Source organism: Shewanella sp. HL-SH4 (assembly GCF_051164845.1).
GTDB lineage: Bacteria > Pseudomonadota > Gammaproteobacteria > Enterobacterales > Shewanellaceae > Shewanella > Shewanella glacialimarina.
On sequence record NZ_CP195037.1, the window covers coordinates 3643083 to 3666505 of the forward strand.

General features: G+C 40.1%; 26 protein-coding genes and 1 riboswitch. Of the genes, 19 read left to right on the forward strand and 7 right to left on the reverse strand.

The window, feature by feature from the left end:
- The first annotated feature begins 160 nt into the window (after nt 1-160).
- The 10 genes from hinT to ACRWQL_RS17010 all read left to right on the forward strand — a co-directional run bounded on the left by hinT (nt 161) and on the right by ACRWQL_RS17010 (nt 8035).
- Nucleotides 161-514 carry a purine nucleoside phosphoramidase gene (hinT, locus tag ACRWQL_RS16965; RefSeq protein WP_226414711.1) on the forward strand — a complete coding sequence of 118 codons (354 nt, stop codon included), beginning with the start codon at nt 161-163 and terminating at the stop codon, nt 512-514.
- Nucleotides 514-1026, forward strand: a complete 513-nt coding sequence (locus tag ACRWQL_RS16970) for a PaaI family thioesterase (RefSeq protein ID WP_434951227.1) — start codon at nt 514-516, stop codon at nt 1024-1026. Before hinT ends, ACRWQL_RS16970 begins: the two co-directional genes overlap by 1 nt.
- Complete coding sequence (locus ACRWQL_RS16975) at nt 1019-1507, forward strand: PaaI family thioesterase (protein ID WP_434951229.1); 489 nt, start codon at nt 1019-1021, stop codon at nt 1505-1507. The genes ACRWQL_RS16970 and ACRWQL_RS16975 overlap by 8 nt, the downstream gene beginning before the upstream one ends.
- Nucleotides 1508-1529: 22 nt before the next feature.
- Nucleotides 1530-1925, forward strand: coding sequence for a YcfL family protein (locus ACRWQL_RS16980; RefSeq protein WP_434953413.1), 396 nt, complete (start codon nt 1530-1532; stop codon nt 1923-1925).
- Between the two features lie 141 nt (nt 1926-2066).
- Nucleotides 2067-2191, forward strand: a riboswitch (TPP riboswitch).
- 59 nt (nt 2192-2250) lie between these two features.
- Nucleotides 2251-4452, forward strand: a complete 2202-nt coding sequence (locus ACRWQL_RS16985; RefSeq protein WP_434951231.1) for a TonB-dependent receptor — start codon at nt 2251-2253, stop codon at nt 4450-4452.
- Nucleotides 4453-4566: 114 nt separating this feature from the next.
- A complete protein-coding gene (locus ACRWQL_RS16990) occupies nt 4567-4827 on the forward strand; it encodes a hypothetical protein (RefSeq protein WP_226414723.1) in 261 nt (86 codons plus the stop codon).
- A gap of 5 nt (nt 4828-4832) precedes the next feature.
- Nucleotides 4833-5501 (forward strand): nicotinamide riboside transporter PnuC, encoded by a 669-nt coding sequence (gene pnuC / locus ACRWQL_RS16995; protein WP_434951233.1) that lies wholly within the window; start codon nt 4833-4835, stop codon nt 5499-5501.
- The gene (locus tag ACRWQL_RS17000; RefSeq protein ID WP_434951235.1) at nt 5494-6540 is read left to right on the forward strand and encodes a phosphotransferase; all 1047 of its coding nucleotides are present in this window, start codon (nt 5494-5496) and stop codon (nt 6538-6540) included. Before pnuC ends, ACRWQL_RS17000 begins: the two co-directional genes overlap by 8 nt.
- Nucleotides 6541-6732: 192 nt before the next feature.
- Nucleotides 6733-7332, forward strand: a complete 600-nt coding sequence (locus ACRWQL_RS17005; RefSeq protein ID WP_434951237.1) for an HvfX family Cu-binding RiPP maturation protein — start codon at nt 6733-6735, stop codon at nt 7330-7332.
- A gap of 154 nt (nt 7333-7486) precedes the next feature.
- Nucleotides 7487-8035, forward strand: coding sequence for an NAD(P)H nitroreductase (locus ACRWQL_RS17010; protein ID WP_434951239.1), 549 nt, complete (start codon nt 7487-7489; stop codon nt 8033-8035).
- A gap of 261 nt (nt 8036-8296) precedes the next feature.
- On the opposite strand, the gene ACRWQL_RS17015 is transcribed toward ACRWQL_RS17010, so the two are convergent.
- Together ACRWQL_RS17015 and ACRWQL_RS17020 are read right to left on the reverse strand one after the other, a co-directional pair.
- Complete coding sequence (locus tag ACRWQL_RS17015) at nt 8297-8497, reverse strand: hypothetical protein (RefSeq protein WP_434926562.1); 201 nt, start codon at nt 8495-8497, stop codon at nt 8297-8299.
- Between the two features lie 214 nt (nt 8498-8711).
- Complete coding sequence (locus tag ACRWQL_RS17020; RefSeq protein WP_434938320.1) at nt 8712-9383, reverse strand: glutathione S-transferase; 672 nt, start codon at nt 9381-9383, stop codon at nt 8712-8714.
- A 208-nt stretch (nt 9384-9591) separates the two neighbouring features.
- On the opposite strand from ACRWQL_RS17020, the gene ACRWQL_RS17025 reads away from it, so the two are divergent.
- Nucleotides 9592-10605 (forward strand): rhodanese-related sulfurtransferase, encoded by a 1014-nt coding sequence (locus tag ACRWQL_RS17025; protein ID WP_434926560.1) that lies wholly within the window; start codon nt 9592-9594, stop codon nt 10603-10605.
- A gap of 113 nt (nt 10606-10718) precedes the next feature.
- Here the strand turns inward: ACRWQL_RS17025 and ACRWQL_RS17030 are convergent, their stop codons facing one another.
- Entirely contained in the window at nt 10719-11507 is a 789-nt protein-coding gene (locus tag ACRWQL_RS17030; RefSeq protein WP_434938319.1) for a hypothetical protein, read from the reverse strand.
- A 424-nt stretch (nt 11508-11931) separates the two neighbouring features.
- On the opposite strand from ACRWQL_RS17030, the gene cysB reads away from it, so the two are divergent.
- Entirely contained in the window at nt 11932-12906 is a 975-nt protein-coding gene (cysB, locus tag ACRWQL_RS17035) for an HTH-type transcriptional regulator CysB (protein ID WP_434951241.1), read from the forward strand.
- Nucleotides 12907-13025: 119 nt separating this feature from the next.
- On the opposite strand, the gene purN is transcribed toward cysB, so the two are convergent.
- Nucleotides 13026-13670 (reverse strand): phosphoribosylglycinamide formyltransferase, encoded by a 645-nt coding sequence (purN, locus tag ACRWQL_RS17040; protein ID WP_226414744.1) that lies wholly within the window; start codon nt 13668-13670, stop codon nt 13026-13028.
- Complete coding sequence (gene purM, locus ACRWQL_RS17045) at nt 13670-14707, reverse strand: phosphoribosylformylglycinamidine cyclo-ligase (RefSeq protein WP_226414746.1); 1038 nt, start codon at nt 14705-14707, stop codon at nt 13670-13672. Before purM ends, purN begins: the two co-directional genes overlap by 1 nt.
- Before the next feature lie 240 nt (nt 14708-14947).
- Between purM and upp the strand changes: the two genes are divergently transcribed.
- Entirely contained in the window at nt 14948-15574 is a 627-nt protein-coding gene (gene upp / locus ACRWQL_RS17050; RefSeq protein WP_226414748.1) for a uracil phosphoribosyltransferase, read from the forward strand.
- Between the two features lie 364 nt (nt 15575-15938).
- On the opposite strand, the gene ACRWQL_RS17055 is transcribed toward upp, so the two are convergent.
- The gene (locus ACRWQL_RS17055) at nt 15939-17264 is read right to left on the reverse strand and encodes a Na+/H+ antiporter family protein (RefSeq protein ID WP_434951243.1); all 1326 of its coding nucleotides are present in this window, start codon (nt 17262-17264) and stop codon (nt 15939-15941) included.
- Between the two features lie 357 nt (nt 17265-17621).
- Between ACRWQL_RS17055 and ACRWQL_RS17060 the strand changes: the two genes are divergently transcribed.
- Nucleotides 17622-18227 (forward strand): peroxiredoxin, encoded by a 606-nt coding sequence (locus ACRWQL_RS17060; RefSeq protein ID WP_226414754.1) that lies wholly within the window; start codon nt 17622-17624, stop codon nt 18225-18227.
- A gap of 94 nt (nt 18228-18321) precedes the next feature.
- On the opposite strand, the gene rnt is transcribed toward ACRWQL_RS17060, so the two are convergent.
- Nucleotides 18322-19002 carry a ribonuclease T gene (gene rnt / locus ACRWQL_RS17065; RefSeq protein ID WP_434951245.1) on the reverse strand — a complete coding sequence of 227 codons (681 nt, stop codon included), beginning with the start codon at nt 19000-19002 and terminating at the stop codon, nt 18322-18324.
- Between the two features lie 190 nt (nt 19003-19192).
- Here rnt and ACRWQL_RS17070 point away from each other — a divergent pair, with 190 nt between their 5' ends.
- The 5 genes from ACRWQL_RS17070 to tolA all read left to right on the forward strand — a co-directional run bounded on the left by ACRWQL_RS17070 (nt 19193) and on the right by tolA (nt 23403).
- Nucleotides 19193-20062, forward strand: a complete 870-nt coding sequence (locus ACRWQL_RS17070; protein ID WP_434951247.1) for a flagellar protein MotY — start codon at nt 19193-19195, stop codon at nt 20060-20062.
- Between the two features lie 860 nt (nt 20063-20922).
- On the forward strand, nt 20923-21324 hold the full coding sequence (gene ybgC / locus ACRWQL_RS17075) for a tol-pal system-associated acyl-CoA thioesterase (RefSeq protein WP_226414763.1): 402 nt from the start codon (nt 20923-20925) through the stop codon (nt 21322-21324).
- Entirely contained in the window at nt 21314-22003 is a 690-nt protein-coding gene (tolQ, locus tag ACRWQL_RS17080; protein ID WP_226414766.1) for a protein TolQ, read from the forward strand. Before ybgC ends, tolQ begins: the two co-directional genes overlap by 11 nt.
- Entirely contained in the window at nt 22003-22431 is a 429-nt protein-coding gene (tolR, locus tag ACRWQL_RS17085; protein ID WP_434926553.1) for a protein TolR, read from the forward strand. The genes tolQ and tolR overlap by 1 nt, the downstream gene beginning before the upstream one ends.
- Nucleotides 22432-23403 carry a cell envelope integrity protein TolA gene (gene tolA, locus ACRWQL_RS17090; protein WP_434951249.1) on the forward strand — a complete coding sequence of 324 codons (972 nt, stop codon included), beginning with the start codon at nt 22432-22434 and terminating at the stop codon, nt 23401-23403. It abuts the gene before it with no gap.
- The last annotated feature ends 20 nt before the right edge of the window (nt 23404-23423 follow it).

Genomic DNA, 23423 nt, shown 5'->3' on the forward strand with positions numbered 1-23423 from the left:
TAAAAACTATAATGAACCCATGCTGCCAAAATTGCCGGGTTTACGCAAACGACTACAATGAAAAAGCATCATTAGCGGTTATATTTATTGAAAAATACTATAAACTTAAGCCTATCCACATTTTGTCATTCAACATGGCTACCGCAAAAAGGACAATCAAATGGCTGAAGAAACCATTTTTAGCAAAATTATTCGTCGTGAAATTCCTGCTGATATTCTTTATCAAGACGATTTGGTTACTGCATTTCGTGATATTTCACCGCAAGCACCGACGCATATTTTGATTATTCCTAACCATTTAATAGCGACTGCAAATGATGTTAAAGCGTCTGATGAGTTAGCTTTGGGTCGAATGATGACTGTCGCGGCCAAGCTTGCCGATGAAGCAGGCATTGCCGAAGATGGTTATCGGTTGATCATGAACTGCAATAAACATGGTGGCCAGGAAGTGTACCATATTCATCTGCATTTATTAGGTGGTAAGCCGCTTGGACCTATGTTGAGCCGCGGCTAATGAAAATTAATTCTGATTTTTTCCCGTTAACGGAAGTGGCAACCCGATTTGTTAATCAATTAGCCCAGTGCCGTCGATTAGGCTTGTCGGTTAAAGAAGCCAGCGAACACCATGTACTTATTGAACTACCTTATAGTCAAGATATTATCGGTTATCCAGATACCGGTGTTATTCATGGCGGCGTGATCACCACATTGATTGATACAACCTGCGGCACTGCGGTAGTGTGTGCAATTTTAACAAAATATCAAACCTTAGAAATATCACCCACATTAGATCTACGTGTCGATTATATGAAACCGGCTGAACCGCACAAAGCTGTGTATGCGTTTGCTGAATGTTATCGATTATCCTCTAGCGTAGCCTTTACCCGTGCAATCGCTTATCAGGACAGCATTGATGAGCCTATTGCCCATGCCGTTGGCACCTTTATGCGTATCAGTCCTGAAATGGTCGGCGAAGAGTTTCGCCAGGCATTAATGGGCAATTTACCGGAGGCCAAACATGACTGACTCTAAAACCTTAGCAAACAAAGCCGATATGCCAGCCTCTTCAGCCTCACTGGATGTGAGAGATGTGGTAAAACGTGCGATTGAACTGAATGACTACAGTTATTTGCTGGCTAAAGTGCCGTATTCACAATTTATTGGTATGTCGGTAGAACGATTTGGCGACGAAATGGTGTTTAAATTACCCGCTAAGGATGACAATATAGGTAACCCTATATTGCCCGCTATACACGGTGGGGTAATAGCAGGTTTTATGGAAATGTCGGCAATTGTGCAATTAATGGTGTTTATGCAAGCCAAAAAGGTGCCTAAAATTGTCGATTTCTCCATTGACTATTTACGCGCAGGTTTACATCAAGATACCTTTGCAGAATGTAAAATTACTCGCCAGGGACGAAGAGTCGCGAATGTGAGTATTAATTGTTGGCAAACCAATAGAAAGCAGTTAATTGCCACTGCTAGAGCACATTTTTTGATCGAATAATTGAAGAGGCTTTGCAATGAATATCAAAAAGTTAACGGGTTACTTCGTATTATCTGTAAGTTTATTATTGTCAGCCTGTGCTAATCATACAGCGGGTATTTCAGTTAATTCACAAGGCGAAGTACGAGTCGATAATAGTACTTTTGGCCGACAAGTGTCAGTGACTAACGTGAATGAGCGTCAGAGCGCAGATTTAATTCAAGCAGCGGCACAAATCAATAGTTTAGTGGCAACAGATTTACGCCTACAGTATAAATTCACCTGGTTTGATGCCAGTGGTTTTACCATTGAAGATGAAGCCACTAGCTGGAAATCACTTAAGCTACACGGCAAACAACAAATGCAAGTTAATGCGGTTGCCCCTAATACCACAGCCACTCGGTTTGAGGTGTATATTCGCCAGGCATTTTCAAATTAACCCATAACTTATCTAAACAGGTGTTTAGCTTTTAAGATGAGTAAAAATCCACGTTTTTTAAGCCAGCATTTGCTGGCTTTATTTTTAGTCAGAAAAAAGTATTAGTTTTGCCTGCTAGCGAGCTAAATTTAAGATATAATCCCCTCCGCCAAGGGGTGTTTTGCTGGTTAAATTTTATATTTAATTGGAAAACTGAGATATCAAATGATAAACCCTTAGAACCTGATCCGGCTAATACCGGCGTAGGAATGGGCCACTTCGATCTCATGGATGTGCACTTCTTTATCGCTACTTGCCGGATCTCAAACTTAATATTTGAGGTCCTATGCTTCCTGTAAAAAATATCTTCCCATTAAAATCATCACTCGCATTAGCTGTTCTTACGGCACTTTATGCAACCAATGGTCTTGCCGCAACTGAATCTATTGAGCGTATCGCACCTGAATCTGAAAAGATGGAAGTGATTGTCGTAAATGCAGATTTCAGCAATATCAGTCTTGATAAAATGCCTTCAAGTGTCACGGTTATCGATGCCCAGCAATTAGAAGATGAAGGCGCACAGCATTTTGAAGATGTATTAAACTCTATTGCTAACTTTAACTGGTCGGGTGGTAGCTCACGCCCAAAATACTTCCAAATACGCGGAATTGGCGAACAAGAGCAATATCAAGGCGCGCCTAACTCATCGGTTGGTTTTATTGTTGATGATATCGATTTGTCAGGTCTTGGCATGGTGTCAAGCATGTACGATATGCAACAGGTTGAAGTATTACGTGGTCCACAAGGCACACAATACGGCGCCAATGCATTAGCGGGTTTGATCTATCTTAAAAGTAATGACCCAACAGACACGTTTGAAAATGGCGCCAAAGTCAGTTTAGGTGATGATAATCTGCAAACTTTTTCAGGTTTTAGCTCTGGTCCTATCACGGATTCAGGAAAGCTACTTTATCGAGTGTCGCTTGAAAAGCATGATCAGAATGGTTATAGAAACAACAGCTATTTAGGCCGTGATGATACTAATCAACGTGATGAATTGACCACTCGAGCAAAATTACGTTGGTATGCCACCGATGATGTACAGGCAGACTTAACCTTGTTACACGCCAACTATAACAACGGTTATGATGCATGGACATTGGATAATAATGGTTTTGATACCCTAACTGATCAACCGGGTATTGATAATCAAAAAACCACTGGCGCAGGACTAAAACTGTCGTTCACAGGCGCTAAATATTTTGAATTAACGTCATTAACCTCATTTGCACAAACTGATCATCAACATGGATACGACGGTGACTGGGCTAATCCTGCTTATTGGAGCAGTAAAACCTGTAATGAATATGATGATAACTGGAATGTCACCGGCTCAGCACCTTGTGTTTACGATTATACCTGGAACAAAAAGGGCGACCGTAACACTGTATCGCAGGAATTTCGCTTCACATCAAACCAGGCAAGTCGTATTTTTAATGACTCAACTGACTGGTTAGTTGGCGTGTATGCTATGAACCTTCAAGAAGACAATGACTTATATTCTGAATATAACACCTGGCCCGATGAAGTGTTGCAATCAAGCTATGATGCATCTAATTTCGCGGTATTTGCGCAACTTGATAGTCATTTAGGTGACGATTACTTACTGTCTAGCGGATTGCGCCTTGAGCGCCGCAACAGTGAGTATTCTGATACTAATAATGACAACTTCAAGCCTTCTGAAGACATGTGGGGCGGCCATATAGCCTTGTCTAAATCGCTTAATGCTGCACACAATGCTTATGCGAAAGTCGCGCGTGGCTACAAGGCGGGTGGTTTTAACATGACTTTACCGGCAGAGTTGGCTGATAAAAAACAATTCGATACTGAAATTTTATATAACTACGAGTTGGGTCTTAAGTCTGTGTGGTTAGCGGGGGCAATTGATACTAACTTTGCGCTCTTCTTTATGGACAGAGAAGATCAACAAGTTGCAGCATCATTACAAGATCCTGAAAATCCACAACGCTTTGTGTTATTCACTGAAAATGCAGGCAGCTCAAGTAACTACGGCGCCGAACTTGACTTGAATTGGTACGCGACTGAAAATCTGCAAATGTACGGTAGTGTTGGCTGGTTAGAAACAGAATATGGCGATTATAGCTACCAGGATAAAAATGGGACTATTGTTGATTTATCTGGACGCGAATTAGCTCACTCTCCCAACTTTACTTACAGTGCTGGTGTGACTTATCTTGCTGACTCCGGTTGGTTTGCCAATATTAATACTAGTGGTAAAAGTGACTTCTATTATTCAGACAGTAATGACTCTCAATCTGATGCTTATAACATAGTCAATACTCGCCTAGGTTATGAAACACCAACCTGGTCGGCCTATTTGTGGGGTCGTAATGTGTTTGATGAAAACTATGGCGTGCGTGGATTCTACTTTGGTAACGAGCCCGATACAGATTGGGCTGATAAGCAATACATTCGTTACGGTGACCCACGTCAAATTGGCGTAACTTTCGACTATAAATTTATGTAATTTTTCGTGAAGCTCATTTGCATCATATGTTGATATTGGACGTTGTTAAATGAGCTTAACCATTGCGGCGGTTTGGTATTTGCAGGCGCCGCAAATACTATTTGAGGGGCAATAATGAAATTAACTGCAGAAATTAGCATGTATCCATTTAATGAAAATTACCTAGACCCTATTAAGTGGTTCATAGGCCGAGTTGACAGTTACAGCAATATTGAGCGAGTAACCAACGCTATGGCAACACAAATATGTGGAGAGTATGGTGATGTTATGTCGATGCTGGCGATTGAAATGCAAGCGGCACATGTTAAGTGGGGCAAGGCGGTATTTGTATGTAAGTTTATTGGTGGTGAACTTAATTTAGCCCACAGTGAGTAATGTTTATGTTTGAATTTAGCCAAACAATAAGCCAGGCCTTCAATGAAATGGGTGTCATGACCGCCTGGGAGGCCGTTGCAGTCATTTTAGCCGTGGTGTACCTAGCATTAGCCATGCGCACCAATATTTGGTGCTGGGCAGCGGCGTTTATCAGCACGGCAATTTATACGGTACTTTTCTGGAAAGTGTCTTTGTTAATGGAGTCAGTGCTTAATATTTATTATATGGCGATGGCTGTTTACGGTTATTGGATGTGGATGCAGCAGCCGAGTAATAGCCCGGAGCATGCTATTAATGACAGTGGCTCAGCCATTGTTAGTTGGTCGCTTAATACGCATTTCGTGTTGATTACTGTGACATCAATAATATCAATTATTGTGGGTTACCTTATGGCAACCTACACCCAAGCATCATTTCCTTATCTAGATTCTGCCACTACCTGCTTTGCCGTAATGACCACTTTTTTAGTGGCTCAAAAGGTGCTTGAAAATTGGTTTTATTGGATTTTTATCAATACGCTATCAATTTATTTGTACTTTAGTAAAGGCTTGATGCTGACAACTGCACTGTTTGTACTTTATGTCTTTATGGCTGTGGTGGGATACTTTATGTGGCGCAAAACATGGCTTGCAGAAACAAATTCAAATTCAGAGCCACTCTCTCAAAATGGTTGAATTAGAAACATTGGTTGCTCAATCAGCGTTAAACTTACTTCCTAATGACGTGGTCAGCTTGCTGAACAAGCTTGTACCTTCGAACCAACTGGAAAAACTGGCTAAGTATTGCATCAGCGTTGAACACTTGTCAGCGGGATTGAGTAACCAAAATTATCTGCTTAAATCTAAATTTGAGCAGATACAAAAATCACAAGTATTAAGAGTGAACCAACTTGATGCTGTGTGGTGCTCTCGTCAAGATGAAGTCGCTAGCTGGCGACAAGCACAGCAGATAGCAATAGCACCTAAATTACACTTTTACAGTGATAATTATGAAATTTATCTCAGTGACTTTATTGTTGAAACCACACCTTGGCATAAGGCTTATCACGAGTATGGTGTAAATACTCCTCGCCAGGGTGAGATACTCATAGGTACATCAAACTCACAACCTGTAGAACAACTTCTTGAAGTATTAAAAAATCTATCAACTTTGCCTTTACCTGAAAAAAAGGTGAGCTTACTGCAACAATGGCACGAGTATCGGCAGCAGCTTATAGCCTCTTATCCGCAGGAAACCGCCGAATGGCAACACTATTTCAACCAACTCGACGACCAAAGCGACATGGTTAAGCAGTGGTTTGATGCATTAGAGGAATGTTTAATTGCACCGACTTTTTGCCACAGAGATTTAACCCCCTTTAACTTGCTATTGGACATTCACGGCTATCAAAACAAAGGCTTAGCAAGATTAATGTGTATTGATTTTGAATATGCAGCCACCAGTCATCCTCTTTTTGATTTAGCGTCAATATTGGCAACCCACAGTTTATCAACGCAACAAACGGATACTTTGTTACAGGCCTACTTTCAATGGCAAGCAGAAACTGCATCTCCTTCACTAAATAATAATGCCCCCAAATGCGTAGCATATGCGATAAATTGTTATTGGCTATTTTGTGCGATGTGGGCTTTATTGATGGCAAGAAATACCCGTCAAAACTTCTTTCCCTTGTATCATAGATACTTTTCATTAATTGATTTCAGCTATCCTTAAACCAAAATTTAGACAGTAAGTTAATCAATATTTATGATGCGCATTGCCTGATAGTGCTGAATTTGGGTTTAAATACCTCTGTGTTGAAATATTATTGCCTTATACAGGGTCTTATTTAGCTATACCCATTTACATAATATTTCAGACATAGTTTAAGTATTAACAATGTTGTTGTTTAATAAAGGAAGTTGGATGCAAACGTTATTTTCTCTATACCAAAAGATACTTCAAAAACTGTCTCATTTTGATGGTCTGGCTCCACTAGCATTAAGAATTTATCTTGCACCAGTGTTGATGCAAGCTGGATACAATAAATTGGCCCATTTTGAAGATACCGCGAGCTGGTTTGGTAATCCTGATTGGGGCCTTGGTCTGCCTATGCCTGAAGTGATGACTGCTTTGGCAGCTGGAACTGAATTTTTTGGTGGCTTTTTGTTGCTTATGGGATTAGCCACAAGACTTATTTCATTACCTTTGATAGTGACAATGGCCGTGGCAGCTTTTGCGGTTCATTGGCAAAATGGCTGGTTAGCTATTGCTGATGGCAGTTCATGGCTCGCTAATGACAATGTGCTAGCAGCGGGTGAAAAATTAGCCGCCGCTAAAGACATTTTACAGCAGCATGGTAATTATGAATGGTTAACCAGTTCAGGTAACTTTGTTATTTTGAATAACGGTATTGAGTTTGCGATTACCTATTTACTGATGCTTTTGGTATTACTGTTCATGGGCGGAGGGCGTTACGTCAGCGTCGACTATTATATTCAGCGCTTTCTGGCTAAAACGGTATAAGCAGTATTTATGGCATACGTATTTATCACATTAGGCGAGTTTAATCCCAATTAAAGTCAATTAAACCCAATTAAAGTCAATGCAAATATCCCCCCAAAGAGGTGGGATATTTGTTATTATCAGCCTAAATAAAGCCATCGCTAGGATAAAAACGTTGAAAGCATCAGAACTATTATTAACTCGTCAGTCTAGCCCAAGATTGACCACTCCAGCGCCAACGACAGAGCAGCTGGACTTCATTCTTAATGCAGCCGCTCGTGTACCTGATCATGGTGGGTTAACGCCATGGGAGTTTATTATTGCCCAAGATGATGGTCTGACTCGCCTTGCTGAGATTTTTGTCAGCGCCGCAAAAAAGTCACAAGCCGATGAAGCGCTTATCGAAAAAGCTGAAAAAATGCCATTTAGAGCGCCATTAGTTATCACTGTGGTGGCAAAAACACAAACTCATTCTAAAGTACCAATTATAGAACAGCACATAGCAGCAGGGTGTGCAACAATGGCGATGCAGCAGGCAGTGTTTTCTCTAGGTCTAGGAGCTGTGTGGCGTTCGGGAGACTTTGCTTTTGACAGAAACGTACATCAAGATTTAGGCTTGCATGACAATGATCAAATAGTAGGCTTTTTATATATAGGTACGCCAACAGTAACAGCACCAATAAAGTCATTGAAAGAAGGGCGTCAATTTGCGCGCTTTTTGTAGAGGATACATTCTAGTGCCTGTTATCAAATAGGCACTAGCTATATGGCAGTTTCATCTGTGTTGAATGTATGTGTTCAATTAGCCTATGAGGGCATACATTTCGGCGATAACATTAAATGACATTGTTAAGCCGTTGTCACTTCTCAAGTATCAAACTCAAGATAAAAAGTTACTTCAAAAACTTAACCCAAAACAAGTGAAGCTTTAGCACTTAAATTGTAAAACTTAAGCTATAAAGGTAAGGGGTATCAAATAACCCTTTTATTCAAGAGACTCTATCGGCAATGAGTTTTGAAACACATAATAACCGAATGGTCCCATCACTAAGCTTATTCCACTCCAAAACCAGCGTTTATTACTGCTTATTTGCGCATGCGAGGTAATCGCACGATAACAAAATAAAACATGTAATAGCATCAGTGTAACAAGCAGTATTGCTAGCGTAATATCCATATTGTCCATGTCATTTTTCCTTTGCGTTATGCAATGACTTTTATTAAGCATAATTGTTAATTGTGAACTTGCTGCAAAATAGTTAAAAATCCATCTTAATACTTAGCTGTATTATGTGCAGCAAGCTAATTTACCTTAAGTTTGCTCTAAATAAAAGAGCCTTAAGTTATTAAAATTTAAATTATTTTTTAGTATTACTTAGAACTAATACTTAGTAACTATTTTATTGTGGCTTTAGCGGGATCGATTTTTTTTCATCTAACCAAAGTGGGTATTTAATCATCACTTGTTTAAATAGATCACAGTTAACTAGCGCTGATAACCATTGCTGTACTTTAATATATTCACAAGACTCAAACCATTTATGATCAACCGCTGCAAATTGTCTAATAAAGGGAAAAATAGCGTAGTCAGCAAATGTCGGACTGTTAGCAAATAAAAATGTTTGTAGATTAAGTTTGTGTTCAAGCTCTTGGACAAATTCTTCAGCCTTGAGTCGATAGGCTGATTGACTCATTTGTGGGTGTCTGTCGGCATATTTATATTTATCTAACCAGGGTTTGAAGTGGTTATCATTTTTATAAACCAGTGCTTGCTGTTCTTCAGAGCGAATACTTTGAATCACTAATTGATATTCAGTTTCATCTAAATATGGACATGTATCTAGAGGATAAAGCGTAATCGCAAATTGGAAAATATCTAAACTTTCTGCAATGGTGTGCTGTTGATAAGCTAAAACAGGCACAGTTGCTTTTGCTGAAATAGCTAACATTTCAGCAGGCTTGTTTTTAAGCTCAATTTCACGCACATCGGGATTAAGTGTACTGAGGTGTAGTCCTATTCTTGCACGCATAGCGTAAGGACAACGACGAAAAGTATACAAATAATTTATCATGCTAACCTGAGTAGAAATCATTAAATAGAGCAATATTCTATCGTAAAAGATCAAGACTGAGGGGTAAATGACACAGAAAAGACGATTGATGGATTAATAACTGTTTTTTTAGTGTGATTTAGTTATAATTCCGGCCGTTTTTTGGCCTCGACACACAATTTTTTAATCACAATGCACTGGAAATGAAGTTCCAGCTAGCGGAGATCTTATGTCTACTACACCTACACCAGCAACTACATCTGAATTTGTGGTGTGCGCTCTTTATAAGTTTGTTGCTTTACCTCACTTTGAAACCATCAGGCAGCCATTGCTTAGTGTCATGGAACAACATGACGTAAGAGGAACATTGTTGTTAGCCAGTGAAGGCATTAACGGAACGGTAGCCAGCAATAAAGAAGGCATCAATGCTTTACTCACCTGGCTAGACTCACAGCCTGGCTTAGATAATATTGTCACTAAGGTCTCTTTCGATAATGAAATGCCTTTCTATCGCACCAAAGTTAAACTGAAGAAAGAAATTGTGACTATGGGAGTCGAAGGCATCGACCCACGTAAAGTTGTCGGAACCTATGTTAAGCCTAAAGATTGGAATGCACTTATTTCTGATCCTGATGTATTACTCGTGGATACTCGTAACGACTATGAAGTGCAAATTGGTACTTTTGAACATGCCGTCAATCCAGTAACAGAAACATTCCGTGAATTTCCAGCATACGTGAAGCAAAATCTTGATCCTGCTAAGCACAAGAAAGTGGCTATGTTCTGCACCGGTGGCATCCGCTGTGAAAAATCAACCGCGTATTTGAAAGAGCAGGGCTTTGAAGAGGTTTATCATCTGGAAGGTGGCATTCTTAAGTATCTTGAAGAAGTTCAGCCAGAAGACAGCTTATGGAAAGGTGAATGTTTTGTTTTTGATAATCGTGTTGCTGTGAATCATGCGTTAGAGAAAGGTCAATATGACCAGTGTAACGCTTGTCGCATGCCTATTACGGAACAAGAAAAGCTGTCTGCTGCGTATGAGCAAGGTGTTAGCTGTCCGCATTGTATTGACAAGGTGACAGACGAGCAGCGTCAACGTTTTATTGAACGTGAACGCCAGGTACAGCTTGCTACGCAGCGTGGTGAGGTCCATATCGGCAGTGACGTAAATCAAGTGATTGAAAAGCGCCGACAAGACAAAGAAGCATTAAAGAAAGCACAAGAGAAACAAAAGCAAAAGTAATGATCATTTAAAATCATAAAACAAAAAAGCCTCAGTAAATGAGGCTTTTTTTGTTTCAGTTAGTAGTGGTTATTAACGGTTATTAACGGTTATTCAGGCAAGAATACGGCCAATTACCATTTTTTCTTCCGCTGAAATAACATATCTAAATCGTCGTCTTCCTCATCCTTCTTCTTCGGTTGCGGAACCGCAGGGCCTGAGTTTTTCTGCGCACCCATAATTTCATCTAACAACTGTTTTGCTTCATCTAATTTTCGGGTTATGAAGGGGTCGTTAGGCGTTTGGGCTTTAATGAGGTGCAATGTAGAAAGGGCTTTAGTCACCATTTGCTTACTCGAACCATATTGCTTCATATAGCATGCCGCGCGTGCACGGGAAATCATCGACTCCACGTTGATTCTTTGCTGTAAGCTGTCAATTCGCATTTCTTCAGTGTTAAACACAGACGGATCAACTTTTCCTTTATTGTGTTCGGCACGTAATATAGCTTTTAGCTTTTTTAAGGTTTTTACTAGGTCTAATACTTGTCGATCATTATCAGGTAAGCGAAAGTTCTCAACCGGAGGTACTTGAGGGGACGAACCAGAAATACTGCTAATTTGGCTGTTTATGTCGCTTAAACGACGCTGATAATCACTCAGTAATTGGCCTGATGCATGCGATATAGATTGCTCGAGTGCATCTTGAATCCGTTTATAAAGGACTAAGATGATATGGCTAGAACAAGATGCCGCTCCTGAGTTAGCTAAAACAGCTTCAGTTTCATCAATAATAGCGCGATGACGAGAGACTTCTACTCTTCGCTCTGCTTCAGCGCGTTCTTTTTGTTGTTGAATAATACTGAAGCCAATAATGAGTAGCAGTAGAGCGCCAATCAGCATTAATATTAGAATTAAAGACATAGGTTTTCCATGTTGTCATAGTTATTGCGTGTACAGCATCTAAAAACAGTTAGAAGCAACACGAGTCTATTTGTTGTTTTAATAATAGATGAATAGCAAAACCAAAATTAATATATATCTTAGCGTAAGTTATGCCTACTGTCGTTGAAAACCCAGTCATTTTGATGATAAAAGTTGTTGTTAGTTGTTGAATGATCATCAAAAGCACTATTTTTGTAGCTTGTCACACGTGTGAGTTTGCCGACTAACGCCTATTTCAGGGTATTTTGCTGAGTGTCAGTAGGCTATTTTCACTTGTCTTATATGCTAATTTACATTACATTTGCTATCATCTATAACATTTAGTTATAGATGGCTTGAGGTTAGTGGCGTCCTATTGCGTCATTACTGCTAATGTTCCAATTAAATAGTAAGGAATGGTGCCATGAAGCTGCAACAATTAAGATACATTGCCGAAGTGGTCAAACACAATTTAAATGTATCAGCTACTGCTGAAAATTTATATACCTCACAACCGGGGATCAGCAAGCAAGTTCGTATGCTTGAGGATGAGCTTGGGATCCAAATCTTTGGTCGAAGTGGTAAACATTTAACCCATGTTACCCCCGCGGGTTTGCAGGTTATCGAAATAGCGAATGATATTCTAGGCAAAGTAGAAAGCATTAAAAAAGTATCAGAAGAATACACTAAGCCAAATCAAGGTGAGCTAAATATTGCCACAACTGATACCCAGGCCCGTTATGCTTTACCACAAATCATTAAAGAATTTATTAAGCGTTACCCTAAAGTTAATTTACATATGCATCAAGGTACGCCCAGCCAAATCAGTGAGCAAGCGGCTCGAGGTGAAGCTGATTTTGCTATTGCAACAGAGGCTATGCATCTTTATACCGACCTAATTATGCTACCTTGTTACCACTGGAATCGTTCAATAGTGGTCACCCGCGATCACCCTCTAGCCAGTATTACTAAACCTAGCATTGAAGATTTAGCCAAATATCCTTTAGTGACCTATGTATTTGGTTTTGATAAAGCCTCTGAAATTGAAAAGTCGTTTAATCGCGCTAATTTACAGCCTAGAGTGGTGTTTAGTGCAACCAGTGCTGACGTCTTAAAAACCTATGTTCGCCTTGGTTTAGGGGTAGGGGTTATTGCATCTATGGCAATTGATGCCAATATCGATAAAGATTTAATCGCGATAGATGCCAGTCATTTATTTGCCCATAGCACCACCAAAATTGGCTTTAGGCGTGGCAGCTTCTTACGTGGTTACATGTATGACTTCATGTTGCATTTTGCTCCCCATTTAACCCGTACCGTGGTTGAAAATGCGGTGGCTTTGCGTGATCAACAACTTATTGATGAAATGTTTGCTGATATCACCTTACCTGTTCGCTAAAGTGTCGATTAGCTAAGTTGATAATAAAAGAGTTTTTTAAAATAGCCCGTTAAAAAATAACTAGAATAAAAAAATCACGCCGCAGCGTGATTTTTTTATGCAAACATAGTGGGCTAGGATTAATCCGGTGCGTAACCATTAGGGCCAATTAGCGCACCGTCCAGGTAAGCTTGATTTTGTTTCATTTCAAGTCTGCCCAAACTAAACCATTTAACCACAAGAGGATAAATAGCGTGTTCCTGCTCATGCACTCGCTCTGCTAATATCTCAGCATCATCTTCAGCATAAATCGGTACTTTAGCTTGTAAAACAACCGGTCCTGCATCAAGTTCTGGAATAACAAAGTGCACACTAGTGCCGTGCGCTTTGTCTTTGGCATCGATAGCGCGTTGATGAGTATTAAGGCCAGTATACTTAGGTAATAATGACGGATGAATATTGATCATCTTACCTAAATAACGACCGACAAAGTCATCGGATAAAATACGCATAAAACCGGCAAGTACAATTAAGTCTGGCTGATATTTTTCAATGCAAGCAGCAAGACGAATATCATACTCTTCACGTGCTTCACCTTTGCGAGCAATGACACAACTGGTATCAATTTCACTATGGTGAGCGCGTATCAAGCCATATGCGTCAGGTTTGTTACTGATAACACCGACTACTTCAGCGTTTAGGTTGTCATCACAACCGTCTAAAATAGCTTGTAAATTACTACCGTTACCTGAAATCAACACCACAACGCGACAGCTAGCAGGCATTATACAATCTCCACTTGCTCTTCATCGGCATTACGATTGGCAATTTCACCAATTAGCCAAGCGTTTTCACCTTCAGCAGTTAACAATGCTAATGCAGCGTCAACTTTATCAGTTGGCAGCGCAATGACCATACCCACACCACAGTTGAAGGTTAAGTACATTTCACGCTTAGCGATATTTCCATTAGTCATTAACCAGTCGAACACAACAGGCCATTGCCAAGAATCACCCTTAACAACCGCTTTGCAATCTGCTGGTAATACGCGTGGGATATTTTCCCAGAATCCACCACCAGTGATATGCGCCATCGCGTGAACTTCAGTTTGCTCAAGCAATTTAAGTAATGATTTTACATAAATCTTGGTTGGTTCAAGTAAATGATCAATTAACGGCTTACCGGCTAAGTCTTGCTTAGGATCTGCTTTGCTTACTTCTAAGACTTTACGAATTAACGAATAACCATTTGAGTGAGGGCCGCTAGAACCTAAAGCGATAAGTGAATCACCGGCTTTAACTTTTGTGCCGTCAATAATGTCAGCTTTTTCAACAACGCCAACACAGAAACCGGCTAAGTCGTAATCTTCACCTTCGTACATACCTGGCATTTCAGCAGTTTCACCGCCAATTAACGCACAACCAGATTGAACACAGCCTTCAGCAATACCATTAACAACAGAGGTTGCAGTTTCAACGTCTAGTTTGCCAGTCGCATAGTAATCTAAAAAGAATAACGGCTCGGCACCCGATACAATTAAATCATTCACACACATGGCAACAAGATCGATTCCGACAGTGTCATGTTTCTTATGATCAATTGCCAGTCTCAGTTTAGTACCAACACCATCGGTGCCAGACACTAATACAGGGTGTTTATATTTAGTCGGTAATTCACATAATGCGCCAAAACCACCTAAGTTGCCCATAACTTCAGGGCGACGGGTGCGTTTAACCGCAGTTTTAATGTTACTAACTAATGCGTTACCTGCATCTATATCAACGCCGGCATCTTTGTAACTTAATGGTGTAGGAGTGCTCACGGAGGATCCTCTCGGGTACATCGTTTAAGGAATTTTATGCGGCCACATTCTACCAGCTTGTGCCGTTACTCGAAAGCCATCATTTAGCTTTATCCGCCAGATAAAACACCAAATTGTGTGATTTTTATTGGCTTAGCTCACGATTTACTGCATTTATAAAACTTTATGTTTTATAGAAGGGATAAATACACTAAAATTCGTTAAATTTGGCTGTAATTAGACAAAGCTGGGAGATCGAAGATGAAAGTTGTTGAAGTAAAACACCCTCTTATTCGCCACAAAGTAGGATTGATGCGTGAAGCAGATATCAGTACTAAGCGTTTTCGCGAATTGGCGACTGAAGTCGGCAGTTTGTTAACCTATGAAGCTACCGCAGACTTTGAGACTGAAAAAGTCACTATTAATGGTTGGAACGGCCCTGTTGAAGTCGATCAAATCAAAGGTAAAAAAGTCACTGTAGTGCCTATTTTACGCGCGGGCTTAGGTATGATGGATGGTGTACTTGAGCATATACCGAGTGCACGTATTTCTGTTGTCGGTATTTATCGTGATGAAAAAACGTTAGAACCGGTACCGTATTTTGAAAAAATAGTCAGTAATGTTGACGAGCGCATCGCGTTAGTCGTTGACCCTATGTTAGCCACAGGCGGCTCTATGATAGCCACTATTGACCTATTAAAGGCTCGCGGCTGTACGTCAATTAAAGCATTAGTGCTTGTTGCTGCACCTGAAGGCATTAAAGCACTTGGTTTAGCTCATCCTGATATTGAGCTTTACACCGCAGCAATTGATGATTGTCTAAATGAGCAAGGGTATATTCTGCCTGGTTTAGGTGATGCTGGCGATAAGATATTCGGCACTAAATAACCTCAGTTCGGGATAATAAATGCATATCAAACAGCTCTTAGCACCGCTAACTGTGTTGAACTTATTGGCAATAGGCCAGCTATTGACCCGTAAATTCGCCTTGTTACCAGCGCAAAGTTCAAGTTTGAGTATAAATACTTGAATTTTGAATATTAAAATTCCATTTATTCATCTCTTAACCCGAATTGAGGTTAAATAAGCCGAACATAAAGCAATTGGCACAGCCGACTGGCATAGCCCATAGCCTTAGTAGAAAAAGTTTAGACACAAAAGTGTAGTTAAACAAATGGGAACCCGCGGGTTCCCATTTTTGTATTTGTTAATTGCTATATTGACTAGCGAACATTAAACAGACTATTAAACACTATAAAACCATTGCAGCCAGCCAACCAAAACCTAATAAAGGCAGGTTATAGTGCATAAAGGTTGGAATAACGCTGTCACGAATATGGTCGTGTTGTCCATCGGCATTCAAACCCGCTGTAGGGCCTAAAGTTGAATCAGAAGCAGGTGAGCCAGCATCACCTAATGCGGCAGCTGTGCCCACAAGGGCAATTGTCGCTGCCACAGAAAATCCAAAACTAAGTGCCAGTGGCACATAAATGGTTGCAATAATAGGTATCGTTGAAAAAGAAGACCCAATCCCCATGGTAATAAGTAAACCGACTAAAAGCATAAGTATTGCCGCCAGTGCTTTATTGTCACCAATAAAATCCCCTAGTGACGTCACTAAAGAGCTCACTTCGCCGGTTGACTTTACAACCGCTGCAAAACCCGCAGCAGCAATCATAATAAAACCAATGTTGGCCATCATATGCACGCCCTGGTTAAATAAGTCTTGGCCAACACTTTGTTTAATAATTCCTGAAAAGCGGAAAATGACAAACCCGGTTAAGGCACCAAATATCATCGAGTCTGTTTGAAGTTGCACTATTAAGGTAGCGACTATGGCGATTAAAGAAATGACAATACTTTTAGTATTAATTGTCTGCTCTGCCTGTTCAGTAACCGTTTGCTGTGCGATAACTCGATATTCACGCGGCTTGCGGTAACTAACAAACATCGCAAATAATAGCCCACATACCATGCCTAATGCGGGTAATAACATCGCCTGTGGTACTTGAGCATGAACCGCGTCTAAGCCATTACTGTTTAAATTCGCCAGTAGAATGTCATTTAAGAAAATACCGCCAAAACCTATGGGTAAAATCATATAGGTAGTCACTAAGCCGAAGGTTAGTAAACAGGCAATAAGGCGGCGATCAATTTTTAATGCGGTTAACACATGTAATAGTGGTGGTATTAAAATAGGAATAAAAGCGATATGAATGGGCAAAATATTTTGCGACGAAATAGCCATTGCCAGAATAGTCACCAATAGCATCCATCGTACAACCTTGGTATTACTACTATTAGGCTCTTTGCCCAATTTTTTAATAATACTGTTAGAAATTAATGTAGTTAAACCAGAATGTGACAATGCTGCAGCAAACGCCCCCAGTAGGGCATAACTTAAGGCGATTTGAGCACCGCCACCTAAACCATCGTTAAAAGCGGAAATTGTTTGTTGTATATCAAGCCCACCAACAAGGCCGGCAACCAAAGCGCTTATTGTCAGTGCAATTACCACATTTACTCGAACAAAACTCAATGCAAGCATTAAGCAAACAGATATCACCACAGCATTCATATTTTTTAATTCTATTTATTATAAGTATTAAGGCGTTTATTTATGCCGTTATTTACTTTGCTTGTCCAGTAAAGCCTTTATTTTATTAGTGTATCAATAGCATGCAGTGCCTATCGCGTGCGTCAATGTTAAAGAATCAGGCCAAAATGTCATCTGTTGTAAGCCATTTTTAGTTATTTGTTTTTAAAACCTTAAAAATAGTAAGGCTGTGATGAGGGGTTTTTCAGCAGGTAAAACAAAATTCATTCGAAACCTCTTATCGGGGGCGCAAATAAAAGGTATGGTATAGCACATTGTGGAAGGGTGAACATTGCACCTTCTTTTAGAATTTTAACAAGCCATTAATGGAGATATAAAATGAGCGTATTAGTAGGCCGTCCAGCCCCAGACTTTACCGCAGCAGCAGTATTAGGTTCAGGCGAAATTGTTGACAACTTTAACCTTGCTTCGGCAACTAAAGGTAAGCCAACGGTTATCTTTTTCTATCCTTTAGATTTCACTTTCGTGTGTCCATCAGAGCTAATTGCTTTTGATCACCGCATGGAAGAGTTCACCAAGCGTGGTGTTGAAGTTATTGGTGTGTCTATTGACTCACAGTTCACTCACAACGCATGGCGTAACACTCCAGTAGACAAAGGTGGTATTGGCCAAGTTAAATACACTTTAGTTGCTGACGTTAAGCATGAAATTTGTAAAGCATACGATGTTGAACATCCAGAAGCAGGTGTTGCTTTCCGTGGTTCATTCCTTGTAGACAAAGAAGGTCAAGTACGTCACCAGGTGGTTAACGATTTACCATTAGGCCGTAACGTTGACGAAATGCTACGTATGATCGATGCACTTCAATTCCACGAAGAGCACGGTGAAGTATGTCCAGCAGGTTGGTCTAAAGGTGATAAAGGCATGACAGCTAGCACTGATGGTGTTGCTTCATACTTAAAAGATCACTCTGACAAGCTATAATCTTCGCTTGTTAAATATCAAAAAAGCTGCCTAGGCAGCTTTTTTTGTTTCTGTAACGTTAATAAAGTTAATCTAAACCGCACATCGGCTAAGTTCAGTCGTCTGTATCACTATTGTCAGTATCATCATCTGACTCATCCATAATCGCTAATGGCCAACCGCCAAGGGTTTTCCAGCGATTAACGATATAACAAAAAAGTTCAGCGGTACGTTCAGTATCATACAGTGCTGAATGAGCTTCCTTATTATCAAAATCAATGCCAGCCATTTTACACGCTTTAGCCAATACCGTGTGGCCAATAGCTAATCCGGCAAGGGACGCTGTGTCAAAACTGGCAAAGGGATGAAACGGTGAGCGCTTTAAACTATTTCGCTCGATACATTGATTAACAAAACCAAGATCAAATGCCGCATTATGCGCCACAACAATACTGCGATGACAGCCAACCGCTTTTTGAGCCTTTTTAACTTCTTTAAATATTTCTAAAAAAGCAGCCTTTTCATCAACAGCCCCCCTAAGCGGGTTAGTAGGGTCTATCCCATTGAACGCTAATGCAGCGGGTTCAAGGTTTGCACCTTCAAATGGCTCAATGTGGTAATGAAGGGTTTTATCTAAGCTTATAAAGCCGTCATCATCCATTTTTAGCATGGTAACTGCGATTTCAAGCAATGCATCTGTATTAGCATTAAATCCTGCTGTTTCAACATCAATCACCACAGGAAAATAACCGCGAAATCGATATTTAAATTTATTGCTGTTGCAGATGTCACTCATGTAATTCTATTACCCCATTAAACCTGAATATTATTGTCACCAGTAAAGGCCTGCCTGCGCCTATTGTGACAGATAGGCCGTGCATTATACCCAAACTGTCTTAATATGCTCGTTTCAGTGATAATTTAAACTTAAGAAAAGGATTTAGCCGCCGATATATTAACAGGTAATAAAATCGACAGGTGACACCATGTGGCAAAAAATCATATTAGTATCCAGTTTGTGTATCAGTGCTTCTGCAAGTGCTGATCTACTTCACTATGTTGCCTCCCTTGAAAACTCTGCCTGGCGTGTAGGTGAAAATACCCCTATTGAATGTCGACTAGAGCATGATATACCAGACTACGGCAAAGCTATTTTTTCTAGTAAGTCAGGAAAAAACCTCAACCTACTCTTTACGCTTGATATGTGGGCAAAGCCAGACGCGGTTACCAATGCTAAATTAATCAGCCGAGCACCGACCTGGCGCCCAGGTGATGCATCAAAAGAAATCATCGCATTAAAGTATCAAAAACAATTTAACGGTGAAGTGCCTAAAAAAGCTGCCTGGACTATGCTAAATGAATTAAGCCAGGGCCGTCAGCCTACGTTTTATTATGCTGATTGGTATGATGCATCAAGTAAAGTTGCAGTCGGGATTTCAGCGGTGAACTTTGCCAGCAAGTACCGTGAGTTTCGCTCATGCTTGGCTAATTTATTACCCTACAGTTTTGATGACATTGCATTCACGGTATTAAACTACCAAGAGGGTGGAACCGAATTAACTCGTTTTTCAAATTATCAGCTTAAAAAAGTACAAGAATATTTATCATATGACCCGAATATCGAGTTAGTGGTGGTTGATGCCTATACCGACAGCTACGGCGGACGTTCAATTAACCAAAAAGTGTCAGAAAAACGTGCTGATTCAGTTAAAAGTTTATTAATCGCCAGTGGTATCTCACAAGACCGTATCACCACAGAAGGGCATGGTGAAAAACGTCACGTGGCTGGTAATGACTTAGCGTCAGAGCGACAAACAAACCGCAGAGTCGTGATTAGAATAACTAAACCTATATAGTGCAATTAATAGTTACTTTTAAAACTAACAGACCTTAATTTGTTTCAAAGTAACCTTAGCCATTAATCTATAGCATTAGCCTGAATCATGTTCAGGCTTTTTTGTATGTTTTTGAAGGTAAATTTTAGACAAAAAAAACCCACTCAAACCGAGTGGGCTAAATAATTTGCAATCAACAAATTTAAGGAAGGAAGTCAAGCATAAGAACTGGAGATAAGTTAATGTTTCACAAACACTAACTTTAAGTTCATTGTTTTCTCATCAAATCGATGTGTCCTGAAAACAAGTTCATAATAGATTTATTACTCTAAATGCACAAGATAGATTTTTTTCGCTTTCACATTAGATTTTTTAATGGATGATTGTGCTGGTTTTGAATTAAAAATGGTCCTTAAATAGCACGAGGGTAGGTTTTGTTGAGATAATTAGTATTTGAGTGAATAAATATTCGGATAAGTTGAATTGTTTTTTAAAAGTAAATGTTAATAGCTTTGGTAAAGTGATCATTTACCTGAAAAAATAAGCTTTTATTGATTCACTTTATTTTAAATACGATCGGTTTTAATACTTTTGACTGGCAAAGCATAGCGATATCCTGCTTTTTGAAATTAATATTTAACTAAGCTGCAATTTGTATCATTAAATGCGATGACTTTATCTAATTAAGATTCATTTTTTGGGTTGTTTGAAGGCCAGAAAACATTAAAAAATCTTCATCTAAGTTGGTTAAACCCCAGATAATGCAATTTAACACTGTTATGCTCGAAATAAAGTCTGTTTTTAGCGGGTGAGATGATTCACAACTGCCTTGCTACTCGGTATAGTATGCAAAATTTTGTAAGTAAAGAACGAGTCTTAAAATGACGTTTAATTGGCCCGTAACAGTGTACTATGAAGACACCGATGCTGGTGGCGTTGTTTATCATTCAAATTACTTAAACTTCTTTGAAAGAGCACGCACCGAATGGCTTAAATCAATGGGCGTTAGTCAAACTAAATTATTGGCTGATGACATTGCTTTTGTTGTTAAACGTGCAGAATTAGATTTTCGCCGCGCGGCAAAGTTTGAACAGGATTTTATAGTTGAATCCTCTATATCGTCATTAAAAAAAGCGTCGTTGGTGTTCCAACAGCGTTTAATTGATGAGCTAGGTGAATGCTATTGTGAGGCAACAGTGATAGTCGCTTGTGTGTCCTTATCAAAAATGCGTCCCATAGCCATCCCAGAATTTATCGTTCAGGAGTTTAAGAGTGCACGCTGATATGTCTTTTATTGGTTTGTTTTTACAAGCCAGTGTGTTGGTAAAGCTAGTTATGTTTACTTTGTTAGGTTTATCTATTGCATCTTGGGCGGTGATCATTCAACGCCGATCAATGCTGAATTCAGCACGGGTAAAATCCGCGCGTTTTGAAGATACCTTTTGGTCCGGTGTAGACTTAAACCGCTTATACAAAGAACTAACCGCCAGAGGCGAAAGCATTGCTGGCCTAGAAGCAATGTTTGTTGCAGGCTTTAAAGAATACTCAAGAGTGATCAAAGTTAACAGTAAGTCACCAGATGCTGTAATGGAAGGCACATCTAGAGCCATGCGCGTGAGTTTGTCACGTGAAATGGAAAAACTGGAAAACAATTTACCTATGCTAGCCACGATCGGTTCTACCAGTCCTTATATTGGATTGTTTGGTACCGTATGGGGAATCATGAACTCGTTTATCGCGTTAGGTACAGTAGAAAACGCCACATTGGCCATGGTTGCACCTGGTATTGCTGAAGCACTGATTGCAACCGCTATGGGTTTATTTGCCGCTATTCCAGCAGTTGTTGCCTACAACCGTTTTGCTACACAAGCTGAAAAGCTAGAGATGGCCTACGCAAACTTTATGGAAGAGTTTTCTAACATTTTACAGCGCCAAGCCTATAGTGAAAAGGAAGCGGTGTAATGTACCAACGTAAGCGTAAACGTCCTATTGCTGAAATTAACGTTGTACCGTATATCGACGTTATGTTGGTGCTATTGATCATTTTTATGGTCACGGCGCCAATTGTTTCTCAGGGTGTTAAAGTTGAATTGCCACAGGGCAAAGCTGAATCATTACCACCAGACAGTAAACCGCCAATCGTAGCCTCTATTGATGCAGCGGGTGAATACTTTTTAAACGTTGGTACTGGTTCTAATAGCGACCCTTTAGACCTGGATGAAATTGCAATTCAGGTTGGCGCTATGATCCAGCTTGAACCCTTACGACCTGTGGTTGTAAAGGCAGACAGAAGTATTGCCTATGAAAATGTTATTCAACTCATGGTGAGCTTGCAACAAGCGGGCGTGCCTGCGGTAGGGTTAATGACTGATTCACCAAAGGAGAAATAGGTGGCTAATCAATCTACTATTAAAATACCGGTAGCGATTTCTGCCGGTATCCACATTGGTGCGATTGTTATTTTAGTGATAGGCGTAAGTTTCGATGATAAGCCTAAAACAATGCCATCAGCACCTAGTGCACCTGCTATTCAAGCTGTGATGGTTGATCAACAAAAAATTACCCAGCATGTAGAAAAGTTAAAGCAACAAAAGCAAGACACTGAAAACAAAGAAAAGGCACGTCAAGCAGAGTTAGAGCGTAAAGCCAACGAAGCCCGCAAACAACGTGAGCAAGAACAGCAAAAAATTAAGAATTTAGAAATCGAACGCAAACAGAAAGAAGTTGAAACACAAAAAGCCAACGACGCCGCTAAAGCTGCTCAAATAAAAGTGCAGCAAGAAAAAGAGCGTGCGAATAAGGCTGAAGCCGTTCGTAAGCAAAAAGAGCAAGAACAAAAAGCGTCGGAACAAGCCGCACAAAAAGCGGCCGAAAAACGTAAGCAAGAAGAAGCCGCAGCGAAACAAGCCGCAGATGAACGTAAGCGTAAAGCTGAAGAAGATGAACGCAAACGTAAATTAGAGGAAGATCGCCAACGCAAAGCGAAAGCCGATGCCGATGCAAAAGCACGTCAAGAGCAAGAAATGACAGACGCACTCGCGGCAGAACAAGCAACATTATCGCAAACGCGAAATAAGCAAGTTATGTCAGAAGTGGATCGATTTAAAGCGATGATCATTGCCACAATTCAACGTAACCTTGTGGTTGACGAATCGATGCGCGGAAAAAGTTGTCGCGTGTTTATTCGATTAGCACAAGATGGTTTTGTGACGTCAAGTCAAACATTAGATGGCGATCAGGTTGTGTGTCGTGCAGCAAAAGCAGCAATTAATAAAGCAGGTCGTTTACCCGTGTCTACAGAAGCGGGTGTGTACGATAAATTAAAAGAAATTAACTTAACGGTTTCACCGGAATTTAATTAGTATATTAATGTATTACCGAT

Coding starts and splice junctions, on each gene's coding strand:
- ACRWQL_RS17000 (WP_434951235.1), top strand. CDS start 5,494: ATGGTTGAATTAGAAACATTGGTTGCTCAATCAGCGTTAAACTTACTT.
- ACRWQL_RS17060 (WP_226414754.1), top strand. CDS start 17,622: ATGAGCGTATTAGTAGGCCGTCCAGCCCCAGACTTTACCGCAGCAGCA.
- ACRWQL_RS17055 (WP_434951243.1), bottom strand. CDS start 17,264: ATGAATGCTGTGGTGATATCTGTTTGCTTAATGCTTGCATTGAGTTTT.
- ACRWQL_RS17020 (WP_434938320.1), bottom strand. CDS start 9,383: ATGATAAATTATTTGTATACTTTTCGTCGTTGTCCTTACGCTATGCGT.
- ACRWQL_RS16975 (WP_434951229.1), top strand. CDS start 1,019: ATGACTGACTCTAAAACCTTAGCAAACAAAGCCGATATGCCAGCCTCT.
- ACRWQL_RS16970 (WP_434951227.1), top strand. CDS start 514: ATGAAAATTAATTCTGATTTTTTCCCGTTAACGGAAGTGGCAACCCGA.
- upp (WP_226414748.1), top strand. CDS start 14,948: ATGAAAGTTGTTGAAGTAAAACACCCTCTTATTCGCCACAAAGTAGGA.
- ACRWQL_RS17025 (WP_434926560.1), top strand. CDS start 9,592: ATGTCTACTACACCTACACCAGCAACTACATCTGAATTTGTGGTGTGC.
- tolR (WP_434926553.1), top strand. CDS start 22,003: ATGTACCAACGTAAGCGTAAACGTCCTATTGCTGAAATTAACGTTGTA.
- ACRWQL_RS16990 (WP_226414723.1), top strand. CDS start 4,567: ATGAAATTAACTGCAGAAATTAGCATGTATCCATTTAATGAAAATTAC.
- rnt (WP_434951245.1), bottom strand. CDS start 19,002: ATGAGTGACATCTGCAACAGCAATAAATTTAAATATCGATTTCGCGGT.
- ACRWQL_RS17030 (WP_434938319.1), bottom strand. CDS start 11,507: ATGTCTTTAATTCTAATATTAATGCTGATTGGCGCTCTACTGCTACTC.
- ACRWQL_RS16985 (WP_434951231.1), top strand. CDS start 2,251: ATGCTTCCTGTAAAAAATATCTTCCCATTAAAATCATCACTCGCATTA.
- purN (WP_226414744.1), bottom strand. CDS start 13,670: ATGCCTGCTAGCTGTCGCGTTGTGGTGTTGATTTCAGGTAACGGTAGT.
- ACRWQL_RS17070 (WP_434951247.1), top strand. CDS start 19,193: ATGTGGCAAAAAATCATATTAGTATCCAGTTTGTGTATCAGTGCTTCT.
- ACRWQL_RS17015 (WP_434926562.1), bottom strand. CDS start 8,497: ATGGACAATATGGATATTACGCTAGCAATACTGCTTGTTACACTGATG.
- pnuC (WP_434951233.1), top strand. CDS start 4,833: ATGTTTGAATTTAGCCAAACAATAAGCCAGGCCTTCAATGAAATGGGT.
- cysB (WP_434951241.1), top strand. CDS start 11,932: ATGAAGCTGCAACAATTAAGATACATTGCCGAAGTGGTCAAACACAAT.
- hinT (WP_226414711.1), top strand. CDS start 161: ATGGCTGAAGAAACCATTTTTAGCAAAATTATTCGTCGTGAAATTCCT.
- ACRWQL_RS17005 (WP_434951237.1), top strand. CDS start 6,733: ATGCAAACGTTATTTTCTCTATACCAAAAGATACTTCAAAAACTGTCT.
- ybgC (WP_226414763.1), top strand. CDS start 20,923: ATGACGTTTAATTGGCCCGTAACAGTGTACTATGAAGACACCGATGCT.